This window comes from Dactylosporangium sp. NPDC051541 (assembly GCF_044454505.1).
Lineage (GTDB): Bacteria > Actinomycetota > Actinomycetes > Mycobacteriales > Micromonosporaceae > Dactylosporangium.
Window position 1 is genome coordinate 54,780 of record NZ_JBITDU010000018.1, and the last position, 11,910, is coordinate 66,689.

7 protein-coding genes are annotated in these 11,910 nt (G+C 72.5%); 6 read left to right on the plus strand and 1 reads right to left on the minus strand.

The features are described 5' to 3' along the window. Nucleotide 1 precedes the first annotated feature (1 nt). Entirely contained in the window at nt 2–3,496 is a 3,495-nt protein-coding gene (locus tag ACIA8L_RS46945; RefSeq protein ID WP_395915312.1) for a 5-oxoprolinase/urea amidolyase family protein, read from the plus strand. Continuing rightward, on the plus strand, nt 3,493–5,178 hold the full coding sequence (gene atzF, locus ACIA8L_RS46950) for an allophanate hydrolase (RefSeq protein WP_395915314.1): 1,686 nt from the start codon (nt 3,493–3,495) through the stop codon (nt 5,176–5,178). The genes ACIA8L_RS46945 and atzF overlap by 4 nt, the downstream gene beginning before the upstream one ends. A gap of 159 nt (nt 5,179–5,337) precedes the next feature. On the opposite strand, the gene ACIA8L_RS46955 is transcribed toward atzF, so the two are convergent. Beyond that, nucleotides 5,338–6,081 carry a DUF3592 domain-containing protein gene (locus ACIA8L_RS46955; protein WP_395915315.1) on the minus strand — a complete coding sequence of 248 codons (744 nt, stop codon included), beginning with the start codon at nt 6,079–6,081 and terminating at the stop codon, nt 5,338–5,340. A 99-nt stretch (nt 6,082–6,180) separates the two neighbouring features. Between ACIA8L_RS46955 and uvrA the strand changes: the two genes are divergently transcribed. The 4 genes from uvrA to ACIA8L_RS46975 all read left to right on the plus strand — a co-directional run bounded on the left by uvrA (nt 6,181) and on the right by ACIA8L_RS46975 (nt 11,889). Beyond that, nucleotides 6,181–8,649, plus strand: a complete 2,469-nt coding sequence (gene uvrA / locus ACIA8L_RS46960) for an excinuclease ABC subunit UvrA (RefSeq protein ID WP_395915317.1) — start codon at nt 6,181–6,183, stop codon at nt 8,647–8,649. A gap of 188 nt (nt 8,650–8,837) precedes the next feature. Next, on the plus strand, nt 8,838–9,242 hold the full coding sequence (locus ACIA8L_RS46965; protein WP_395915319.1) for a hypothetical protein: 405 nt from the start codon (nt 8,838–8,840) through the stop codon (nt 9,240–9,242). Nucleotides 9,243–9,428: 186 nt separating this feature from the next. Further along, nucleotides 9,429–10,295 (plus strand): class I SAM-dependent methyltransferase, encoded by an 867-nt coding sequence (locus ACIA8L_RS46970; protein WP_395915321.1) that lies wholly within the window; start codon nt 9,429–9,431, stop codon nt 10,293–10,295. A gap of 106 nt (nt 10,296–10,401) precedes the next feature. Then, nucleotides 10,402–11,889, plus strand: coding sequence for an RICIN domain-containing protein (locus ACIA8L_RS46975; RefSeq protein ID WP_395915323.1), 1,488 nt, complete (start codon nt 10,402–10,404; stop codon nt 11,887–11,889). Nucleotides 11,890–11,910: the final 21 nt, after the last annotated feature.

Consider the following 11,910-nt stretch of genomic DNA (forward strand, 5'->3'; position numbering starts at 1 on the left):
CGTGTTCGACACCCTGCTGGTCGCCAACCGCGGCGAGATCGCCGGCCGCGTCATCCGCACCGCCGCTCGGCTCGGCCTCAAGACGGTCGCGGTCTTCTCCGACCCGGACCGCAGCGCCCCGCACGTGCGCCTGGCCGACCAGGCGGTCCGGATCGGCCCGGCCCCCGCCCGGCAGAGCTACCTGGTGATCGACCGGATCCTGGACGCGGCTCTGTCCAGCGGGGCCGGAGCGGTGCATCCCGGATACGGCTTCCTGTCCGAGGACGCCGCCTTCGCCGCCGCCGTCGAGGCGGCCGGGCTGGTCTTCGTCGGGCCGACACCCGCGCAGCTCACCGCGTTCGGAGCCAAGCACACGGCGCGGGAGCTGGCCCACACGGCCGGCGTACCGATGCTCGAGGGCACCGGGCTGCTCTCCGGGCTCGACGAGGCCCTCGTCGAAGCCGAGCGGATCGGCTACCCGGTGATGGCCAAGGCGACCGGCGGCGGTGGCGGCATCGGCCTGCAGGCCTGCCACACACCGGCCGAGCTCACCGCCGCCTACGGGCGGGTGGGGCGCCTCGCCGAGGCCAGCTTCGGCACCGGCGGCGTCTTCCTCGAGCGCTTCGTCCAGCGGGCCCGCCACGTCGAGGTGCAGGTCTTCGGCGACGGTCGCGGCCGCGTCGTCGCCCTCGGCGACCGCGACTGCAGCCTGCAGCGGCGCAACCAGAAAGTCATCGAGGAGGCGCCCGCGCCGGGACTGCCCGCCGCGGTCCGCGAGCGGCTGCACAGCGCGGCGGCGGCGCTGTGCGCGTCGGTGGACTACCGCTCGGCCGGTACCGTCGAGTTCGTCTACGACGCCGAGCGCGAACAGGCATCGTTCCTCGAGGTCAACGCGCGCCTGCAGGTCGAGCACCCGGTCACCGAGGAGGTCCTCGGGGTGGACCTGGTGGAGTGGATGCTGCGCCTGGCCCAGGGCGACGACACCGTGCTGGACACCCCTCGCCGGGGCGGTGCCGCCGCGGCCGTCGAAGCCCGCGTCTACGCCGAGGACCCCACCCAGGATCACCGGCCCAGCGCCGGGCTCATCACCAACGTCGCGTTCCCGGCCGACGTGCGCGTCGACGGCTGGGTCGCGGCCGGCACCGAGGTGAGCACCGCCTACGACCCGATGCTGGCCAAGGTCATCGTCACCGGCGAGAGCCGCGCCGAGGCCTTCGCCAACCTGCGCCGCGCCCTGGCCGCCACCCGCGTCGACGGCATCGAGACCAACCTCGGCCTGCTGCGGGCCGCGGCCGGCGACGCCGACGTGCTCGCCGCCCGGCACTGCACCGCGACCCTCGCCGGCGTGCCCGACACGGAGCCGCGCATCGTCGTGGAACGCGCCGGCACGCTGACCGCGGTGCAGGACTGGCCGGGCCGCACTGGGCTGTGGGAGGTCGGCGTGCCGCCGTCCGGGCCCATGGACGACCTGTCGTTCCGCCTCGGCAACACCGCGCTCGGCAACCCCGCGGGCGCGGCCGGCCTGGAGTGCACCGTCGACGGGCCGGCGCTGCGGTTCACCGCCGACACCACCGTCTGCGTGACCGGCGCCGCGATGCCGGTCACCGTCGACGGCGGGCCGGCACCCCAATGGGAGCCGATCCGGGTGCCCGCCGGCTCCGTCCTCGACATCGGCCGGGCGAGCGACGGCGGGCTGCGCACCTACGTGCTCTTCGCCGGCGGCCTCGACGTGCCCGAGTACCTCGGCAGCGCGGCGACGTTCACCCTCGGGCAGTTCGGCGGGCACGGCGGCCGGACCCTGCGCCTCGGCGACGTCCTGCGCACCGCACCGCCGAGCGGAGCCACCCCCGCGCCCGTGCCGGCGGCGCAGCGACCGGTGATCGGCCGTGACTGGCTGATCAAGGTCACCGAAGGGCCGCACGCCGCCCCCGAGTTCTTCACGCGGGAGGACATCGACGCGTTCTACGCTGCGCGGTGGCAGGTGCATTTCAACTCCGCGCGCACCGGCGTCCGGCTGATCGGCCCGAAGCCGCAGTGGGCCCGCACCGACGGCGGCGAGGCCGGGCTGCACCCGTCGAACATCCACGACACCCCGTACTCCGTCGGCGCCGTCGACTTCACCGGGGACGTACCGATCCTGCTCGGGCCGGACGGGCCCAGCCTCGGCGGGTTCGTCTGCCCGGCCACCGTCGTCACCGCCGAGCGGTGGAAGCTCGGTCAGCTTGCCCCGGGCGACACGGTCCGGTTCGTGCCCGTCTCCGATCTCGACTTCACGCCCCTGATCCGGCCCGCCGACGACGGCGTCCTGGCCCGCGACGCGGACGTCACCTACCGGCGCGGCGGCGACGACAACCTGCTCGTCGAGTTCGGCCCGATGACCCTCGACCTCGGCCTGCGGCTGCGGGCCCACGCGCTGATGGACCGGCTGCGCGCCGAGCGCCTCGACGGCGTCATCGACATCACCCCCGGCATCCGCTCGCTGCAGGTCCACGCCGACCCGGCCCGCCTGCCGGTGCGCACCCTGCTGGGCCTGCTCCGCGCGCTGCACGCCGACCTGCCCGCCACCCGGGACCTGGCGGTACCCAGCCGGACCGTGCACCTGCCGCTGTCCTGGGACGACCCGGCCACCCGGGAGGCCATCGCCCGCTACATGAACGGTGTCCGCGACGACGCGCCGTGGTGCCCGTGGAACATCGAGTTCATCCGCCGGGTCAACGGCCTCGCCTCCGTCGACGACGTCCACCGCACCGTCTACGACGCCAGCTACCTCGTCCTCGGGCTCGGCGACGTATACCTCGGCGCACCGGTCGCGACCCCGCTCGACCCGCGGCACCGGCTCGTCACCACCAAGTACAACCCGGCCCGGACCTGGACCCCGGAGAACGCCGTCGGCATCGGCGGCGCCTACCTGTGCATCTACGGCATGGAAGGCCCCGGCGGCTATCAGTTCGTCGGCCGCACAGTACAGGTCTGGTCCCGCTGGCGGCGCGAGCCCGGTGACCCGTGGCTGCTGCGGCACTTCGACCGCATCCAGTGGTACCCGGTCGGCGCCGGGGAACTGCTCGACCTGCGTGCTGATGTCGCCGCCGGCCGGCACCGGCTGCGCATCGACGACGGCACCTTCCGCCTCGCCGACCACGAGGCTTTCCTGGCCGCCAACGCCGCCTCCATCGCCGCGTTCCGGGCCACGCAGGCCGCCGCCTTCAGCGCCGAACGCGACGCCTGGGCCGCGGCGGGCGAGTTCGACCCCCGTCCCGAGCCGGCCGAGCCGCCCGCCGCCGCCCCGGTGGCCGTCCCGCCCGGCGGCGCGCTGGTACGGGCACCGTTCGTCGCCGGCGTGTGGCGGGTCGACGTCCGCCCCGGTGACCGCGTGACCACCGGGCAGCCGCTGCTCGCCCTGGAGGCGATGAAACTGGAGAGCGTCGTCACCGCACCCCGCGACGGCACAATCACCGACATTCTCGTCGCCCCGGGAGCGCAGGTCGCACCCGGCAGCCCGCTGGTGGTCCTCGCATGAACCCGACCGATCGCGTCCGCGCCGCCTACACTCGCCTCGCCCGCGGCGAACGCCCCGAGGCGTGGATCACGCTACGCCCCGAACATGACGTGCTCGCCGACGCCGCCCGGGTGGAAGCCCGCCTCGCGGCCGGTGAGCACCTGCCGCTGGCCGGCCGCCTCGTCGGGGTCAAGGACAACATCGACGTCGCGAGCCTGCCCACCACGGCCGGCTGCCGGGCCTACGCCTACCGGCCGACCCGCACCGCACCGGCCGTGCAGCGCCTCGTCGACGCCGGCGCGCTGATCCTCGGCAAGACGAACCTCGACCAGTTCGCCACCGGCCTGGTCGGCACCCGCAGCCCGTACGGCGCCGTGCGCGATGTCCGCGACCCCGCCCGCGTCGCCGGCGGCTCCAGCTCCGGCTCCGCCGTGGCCGTCGCCCTGGGCATCGCCGACCTGGCCGTCGGCACCGACACGGCCGGCTCCGGCCGGGTGCCCGCCGCGTTCCAGGGCATCGTCGGCGTGAAACCGACACCCGGCCTCGTCCCCACCGACGGGGTCGTCCCCGCCTGCCGCAGCTTCGACTGCGTGACCGTCTTCGCTCGCACCATCACCGAGGCCGCCCAGGCCGTCGCCCTGATGAGCGATGCGGCGTTCCCCGCCGACGCACCGCTCGCCGCGCCCCCGCACCCGATCGTCGCCGTGCCCGACCGGGCCGATCTGGGCGCCCTGTCACCACAGTGGCTCGACGCGTTCGAGCAGGCCGCCAAGTCACTCGAAGCCAACGGCGCCCGGCTGCGCCCGATCCGGCTCGCGCCGTTCCTCGCCGCGGCGAAACTGCTCTATGACGGCGGGTTCCTCGCCGAACGGTACGCCGCCGTCGGCGCCTTCATCGACAGCCACCCCGACGAGATCGACCCGACCGTGCGGGCCGTCATCGGCGCCGCCCGCGACATTCCCGCCCACGCGCTGGTCGCCGACACCGAACGGCTGGCGCGGCTGCGCCACGAGGCCATGACCGCATGGGGCGACGCGGACGCGCTGCTGCTGCCGACCGCGCCGAGCCACCCGACGATCGCCGAGGTCGCCGCGGACCCGATCGGCGTCAACGCGACCCTCGGCACGTACACCAACTTCTGCAACCTGTTCGGCCTCAGCGCCGTCGCCGTGCCGGCCGGCGAGGCCGCCGGCACGAACTTCGGCGTCCAGGTCGTCGCGCGCGGCTTCGCCGACGCCGTCGCCACCGACATCGCCGCCCTGCTCGCCGGCGAAGCGCCGATCGCCGTGCGCGACCGGGGCCTGCCGCTGCTGGTCGTCGGCGCGCACCTGGCCGGGCAGCCGCTCAACCACCAGCTCACCCGGGTGGGTGGCCGCCTGCTCCGCCCGGCCCGCACCGCTGCGCACTACCGGCTGCACTGCCTCGCCACCGACCCGCCGAAGCCCGGGCTGATCCGCGTCGCCACCGACGGCGCCGCCATCGAGGGCGAGCTGTGGCAGCTGCCACCCGCCGCGCTCGGCCCGTTCCTGGCCGCCCTGCCCGCCCCGATGGTACTGGGACAGGTTCACCTCGACGACCGCTCGACCGTCACCGGCTTCCTGTGCGAGGCCATCGCCGTCCGCGACGCTCCCGACATCACGGCCTACGGCGGCTGGCGCGCCTATCTGGCCTCGCTCCCCCAGCCGCCGCGCCAAGGCGGTTGACGGCCTCGCTGACCGAGATCGACGGGGTCCGCGCGGTGAGGCGCCCGACCGCCGGCTCCTCATGACGATGACGGTCCGCCACGTGCGCAGAGCCGGGATCGGCCGGCTGGACGCCACTCACCTGACGTGTGCGCCCGCTCGTCGACCATGAGTACGGACTCAGCGAGCGCTCTGTGTGCCGACAACGATCTTCTTTTCGTTGCCTGGGTCGTTCGGGTCGTACCAGAGGGGAATTCTGTCGCCGACGCCTGGGCGATCGAAGCGGCTGACGGAGAGGTGGCGGCGCACGTAGCGGTTCGTACCGGTGGCATCGGTGAAGCGGACCGTGAGTCGCACCCGGGGGGCGTTGTTGGTGGTGAAGCCCGTGTCGTGTACCTCGGTCACCTCAGCCGAGACTCGTCTGCCGGTCTTGCGAAGCTGCGCGGTGTGCTGTCGGCGGCGGCTGCGCAGGATGGCCCAGCCGAAGAGGGCGACCGCGACGATCACGAGGAAGGCGCAGGTAACGCGGACGTTGGTGCGCGCATCCGACAGGTCGGTGTCGGCGAATTCGCGAAATGAAGACGGCAGGAACGTGCCGATGAGCAGGCCGGCGGTCACGGCCAGCAGCGCCGAACCCAGGATGAAGGTCGGTTCGCCACGTGGGCCGGGCTGCTCGGGCAGGCGGACGATCACGCCGATGAGCAGCATGGTCGCGGTGAGCCCGGCGAGGAGCAGGAGGCTCTTCAGCACGGCCCATGGCTCCCCGGCGCCGAAGCTGATGCTGCTGCCGGGGAAGTCGGCGTCGACGGACATGCCGTACCCGGCGATCAGCGCGCAGGCCAGCATGAGTGCGGTCCGCACGGTTCGGCGGCGGGCGGCGCCGGCCGGGTCGCGCTCGCGCTGCACTGGATCGATCGTGCTCACGCCTGCATTGAATCGTCCGGCGGCAACAGCGTCCAGACTGCGGCCGCTGTGCCGCTCGTGGCGGTGGTTCGGCGCCACCGAACAGGGTAAGCCCACCTGGTGACATCCGACGTTATCGACCGGTTCGTGCGGGTCCGGGGCGCCGCCAAGCGCAACCTTCGCAACGTCGACGTCGACATTCCCCGCGATGCCATGGTCGCCTTCACCGGCGTTTCCGGCTCGGGCAAGTCCTCGCTGGCCTTCGGCACGCTGTACGCCGAGGCGCAGCGTCGTTATTTCGAGTCCGTCGCGCCGTACGCCCGCCGGCTGTTGCAGCAGGTCGGTGCGCCGCACGTGCAGGAGATCACCGGACTGCCACCGGCCGTGGCCCTGCCGCAGCGGCGGGGAGCACCCGGTTCGCGGTCGACGGTCGGGACCATCACCACGCTGTCCGACCTGCTGCGGATGCTCTACTCGCGCGCCGGGACCTACCCGCCGCACGCGCCTCGGTTGGAGGCCGAGGCGTTCTCCCCCAACACCGCGGCCGGCGCCTGCCCGCGGTGTCACGGACTGGGCATCGTGCACGACGTCGCCGAGGATCTGCTCGTCCCGGACCCGTCGCTGAGCATCCGCGACGGCGCCATAGCGGCCTGGCCGGGCGCCTGGCAGGGCGCCAACCTCCGCAGCGTCGTGAGCGGCCTGGGGATCGACATCGACAAACCGTGGCGCAAGCTCAGGAAGAAGGACCGCAATTGGCTGCTGTACACCGACGAACAGCCGTCCGTCCTGGTCGCGCCCGAGCCCGACCGCATCGACAGCGGCTACTACGGGAAGTTCTGGAGCGCCCGTCGGCACGTCATGCACGTGCTCGCCGACTCCAAGAGCGACCGGATGCGCGAGCGGGCGATGCGGTTCGTCCGGAGCGTGCCCTGCCCGGTGTGCCACGGCGGCGGCCTGCGCGCGGAGGCGCTCGCGGTGACCTTCGCCGGACGCACCATCGCCGAGGTCAACGCGATGCCCCTCGCCGCCGTCGTGGCACTCCTGCGGCCCGTCGCGGGGTTGCCGGAGGCCGCGGCAGCCACGCCGACCGCCCGGTCCGGGGAGGCGACCGAGGTCGCGGTCCGGCTCTGCGCGGACCTGGTCGCGCGCGTCGAGGTGCTGCTCGACCTCGGCCTGGGGTACCTCAGCCTCGGCCGCCGATCGACGACGCTGTCGGCCGGCGAGGCGCAGCGCCTGCGCATCGCCACCCAGTTGCGTTCGGGGCTGTTCGGGGTCGTCTACGTGCTCGACGAGCCCTCCGCGGGCCTGCACCCGGCCGACGCGGAGCCGCTGCTGGACGTGCTGGACCGGCTGAAGGCCGCGGGCAACTCGCTGTTCGTCGTGGAGCACGACATGGACGTGGTCCGACGGGCGGACTGGGTGGTCGACATCGGCCCCGGTGCGGGCGAGAGCGGCGGACGCGTGCTGTACAGCGGTCCGGTCCCCGGCCTCGAACAGGTCGAGGTGTCAGCCACCAGCCGGCACCTGTTCGGCCGCGCCGAGCCGCTCGACCATCGCCCGCGTACGCCCCACGGCTGGCTGCACCTGCGCGGCGTGTCCCGCCACAACCTGCACGGCGTGTCCGTCGACGTACCGCTACAGGTGTTGACCGCGGTGACCGGAGTGTCCGGTTCCGGGAAGACGACGCTGGTCACGCAGGTGCTCGCCAAGGTCGTGCGCGGCCACCTCGGGCTGGCCGGCGACGAGCCCGACGAAGCGGAACTCGACGTCGACGTGTGGGACGCGGCGGGACTCGACTCGTTCGACCGGCTGGTCCTGGTCGACCAGCGGCCCATCGGCCGCACGCCCCGGTCCAATCTGGCCACCTACACCGGGATGTTCGACGCGGTGCGCCAACTGTACGCGGCGACGGACGAGGCGCGGGCCCGTGGGTACACGGCCGGCCGGTTCTCCTTCAATGTCGCGGAGGGGCGGTGCGAGACCTGCCAGGGCGAGGGGTTCGTCGCGGTCGAACTGCTGTTCCTGCCGGGTACCTACGCGCCGTGCCCGACCTGCCATGGTGCGCGGTACCGCGCGGAGACGCTGGAGGTGACGTACCGCGGCAAGAACATCGCGGACGTGCTGGCGATGTCCGTCGACGACGCCGCCAAGTTCCTGGCCGACGTCCCGGCCATCTCCCGCAGCCTCGAGACGCTCCGGGAGGTGGGGCTGGGCTACCTGCGGCTAGGCCAGCCGGCGACCGAGCTCAGCGGCGGCGAGGCCCAGCGCATCAAACTCGCCTCCGAGTTGCAGCGGGCCCGCCGCGGCCACGCCCTCTACCTGCTCGATGAGCCGACTGCGGGGCTGCACCCCGCGGACATCGCGCTGCTGCTGCGGCAACTGCACCGGCTGGTCGACGCCGGCAACACCGTCGTCCTGGTCGAGCACGACCTGGACACGATCGCCGGCGCCGACTGGGTCATCGACCTCGGCCCGGGCGGCGGGGACGCGGGCGGCCGGGTCGTCGCGACCGGCCCTCCCGCCACGATCGCCAAGGCCGGGGGCAGCGCGACCGGACGCTATCTGGCGCGGCGCCTCGAACGCTCCTGAGCGCCGGCGCGCCGGATGCTGCACACCGGGTCAGACTCGGCGCCACCCGGCCATGCCCGCCGCGCTCACCTAATCTCGATCCCCGTGAGTCACCACCTTCGGATCCAAGAACGGATCGGCCGCGAGCCGAGCGTTGACGGCCGGTGCGCGAGCAAGGGCTCGGGCCGCGGCGCCGGTACTGTGTCGGCATGGGCGGCGATGACACGGTGTCCGGCGACGATCCGCTGGTTGACGGCATGGCGCTGTCCTTACGACTGCGGCGGGACTTCTCGGTCACCGACGCCGGCCGGCTCCTGTCCGCGGCCCGCCGCATCTACCAGGACCTGAACCCGGGTGCGGGCGCCGCCGATGCCTCCGCCATGGTGTCGTGCGCCGCGGATGCGCTGTTCGTGATCCTCGAACACGCCGGCTTGCTAGGCGAGGAGACCGACAGCCGGCTCGAAGGGTACGCTCGTGACGGCTTGGAGGTCGGTGGGTGGCGGGCTCAGGTCGTGCCGAACGAACCCTGGCCACTGTCACCCCCGCCCCGGTCGGACTGTCTCCGTGGAGACGTCTTCGCACTGCCGCCCGAGCAGGACGAACCCGGGCCGTGATCAGGCGCACTCCCGCCGGGAGGCCCTGCATATGGGCCGGGTTGCTCAAGCGGAGGGGGCAAAGGCGCTCTGTTCGGTATCAGACCAATCGTCGATGCCGATCAGGTCCGGGTGCACCATGTGAGTGCGCGGTGCTGGGCATCACCGGGTCGGCCGGGTGTGATCGGTGAGCGTCGGGGGGTGCCCATGGAGGCCGCACCGAGCAGGACGGCGATGCTCGCGGCGCTGGCCCGGGGATGGCTTCGCATGGAGGTGGAGCGGCCCTGGGTGTTGGATGACGCGTTCGCCCTGGTGCTGCTCGGCCCGTTGTGGCGGGAGTTGCACGACCGGGTGTACCTGCGGTTTCCCGAACCGCTCCGCCGCGAGATCATCGCGGCGATCTGCACGCGCAGCCGATATTGCGAGGAGCGGCTGGCGGCCGGCGCCTTCACGCAGTACGTCATCCTGGGCGCGGGTCTCGACTCGTTCGCGTGGCGGCGCCCGGACCTGCTCCGCTCGCTCACGGTGTTCGAGGTCGACCACCCCGCGTCCCAGGCGTGGAAGCGGCAACGGATAACGGATCTTTCGCTGCCGCCCAATGACGCCCACGTCTTCGTTCCGGTTGACTTCGAGGCCGAGGACCTTCGAGCGGCGTTGCCCGCGGCCGGGTTCGACTGGAGCCGGCGGACGCTGTTCTCGTGGACCGGCGTCGCGCCCTACCTCACGCCGCAGGCGATCGTGTCGACGTTGCGCACGATCTCGGGGGCGGCCGCCGGCTCGGAGGTGGCGTTCTCCTACCTGGCCGAGGAATCCGTGCTCGATGACGCCGGGAGAGCGTTCATGGAGATCTACGCCCCGCTGGCGGCCGCACTGGGCGAGCCGCTGCAGCCGGGCTGGCCGGCCGTGGAGATCGAACGTCTGATCGGCCGGTGCGGCCTGAAGGTCGTCGACCACCCGACCCGCGCGGACCTCCAGGCGCGATACTTCGCCGGGCGCTCCGACGCCCTGCGCCCCTACAACGTGGAAACCCTGGTCACCGCCCGCACTGATCCCGGCCTGTTCGCCTTTGCATGATTGTGAACGAACACGTTCGAATCATGGCCCGGCTGTACACCTACCGCTTATCAAAGGTGTTGCTGGAGGTTACGGGCCCGGGTGCGTGGCGGAAGAGGGAGCCTGCATGAGGATTCGCACGAAGATCAGGGCCGCCGGACTGGCCGCGGTGACAATAGTGGCCGCGGCCGGCATGTCGGTCGCGTTGAGCGGCGGCCCGGCCCACGCGGCCACGGCCCAGTTCCGGGGCATGAACTGGGCCGTGCTCGGCGACAATTTCAACAAGAACCCGCTCGTCCTGCAGGGTCTGAGCCAGTCCGACAGCAACGCGACGGTGCGGGCCAAGGCCAACGCCCTGTACGACGACATGGCCTCGACCATGGGGGTCAACACCGTCCGGCTGCCCGTCAACACCTACACGGTGTCCAATACGACGTGGTGGAGCGCCTACCGGGGCGCCATCGACGCCGCCACCGAGCGCGGGTTCAAGGTCATCCTCGCCTACTGGGAGGACGCCGCGTCGGCCGCGGGCGGCCGGATCACGAACCTCGGCGCCTGGAACGCGATGTGGTCCAGCGTCACGAGCGCCTACGGCTCGAACCCCAACGTGTACTTCGAGCCGATGAACGAGCCTCACGGGTACAGCTCGGCGGAGTGGCGCGACGTCGCCGCGAACTGGCTCGGCTCCCATCCCTCGGCCGTGCCGGGCCGGGTGCTCGTCGGCGGCACCGGCTTCAGCCAGGACCTGCGCGACATCTGCAACGACAGCCGCTTCAACGCGACGTTGCTGTCGTTCCACTACTACGCGTTCTTCTACAGTGCCATGACCTACGACGCGTTCCGCAGCCACATCCAGACGCGACTGGGCAACTGCGCCGCCCGCGCGGTCGCGACCGAGTTCGGCGCGCCCATGGACAACGGGCTCGACTACGCCGACGCGAACAGCACCGACAACTTCGTGCGCTACATCCGGGCCATGGCCCAGGTCATGCGGGACAACCAGATGGGCGGCACCTACTGGCCCGCGCTCGGCGGCAAGACCAGCAGCCCCGACCACGACTGGTACTCGATGTTCGCCCTGAGCGGCAGCGGCACCAGCCTCGACCTGACCGTCCGCAACAGCTCGGGCGCCGACCGGGTCCGGTATGCCTGGGGCGACACGGTGGGCGGCGGCTCCACGACACCGCCGCCGTCGGGCTCCTACTATCGGATCACCAACCGGCACAGCGACAAGGTCATGGACGTCTCCGGGCAGTCCACCGCCAACAGCGCCGAGGTCAAGCAGTGGACCTGGTGGGGCGGCGCGAACCAGAAGTGGCGCTTCGACGACGCGGGCGGCGGCTATTTCCGCATCGTCAACCAGAACAGCGGCAAGTGCCTCGACGTCGCGTCCGCCGCCACCGGCGATGGCGCGAACATCGTGCAGTACACCTGCGGCACCGGCACGAATCAGCAGTGGCAGTGGCAGGCCCAGGGCAGCTCGTTCCGCCTGGTCGCCCGGCACAGCGGCAAGTGCCTCGACGTCTACCAGTCCGGCACGGCCGACGGCGCCGACATCCAGCAGTGGACCTGCGGCACCGGCGACAACCAGCAGTGGACCCGCACCGCGTCCTGATCCTCGGCGGCCGGCCGTGAC

Excerpts from the sequence above, each read along its gene's own strand:
- ACIA8L_RS46975 (WP_395915323.1), top strand. The coding sequence starts at position 10,402 with ATGAGGATTCGCACGAAGATCAGGGCCGCCGGACTGGCCGCGGTGACA.
- ACIA8L_RS46970 (WP_395915321.1), top strand. The coding sequence starts at position 9,429 with ATGGAGGCCGCACCGAGCAGGACGGCGATGCTCGCGGCGCTGGCCCGG.
- atzF (WP_395915314.1), top strand. The coding sequence starts at position 3,493 with ATGAACCCGACCGATCGCGTCCGCGCCGCCTACACTCGCCTCGCCCGC.
- ACIA8L_RS46965 (WP_395915319.1), top strand. The coding sequence starts at position 8,838 with ATGGGCGGCGATGACACGGTGTCCGGCGACGATCCGCTGGTTGACGGC.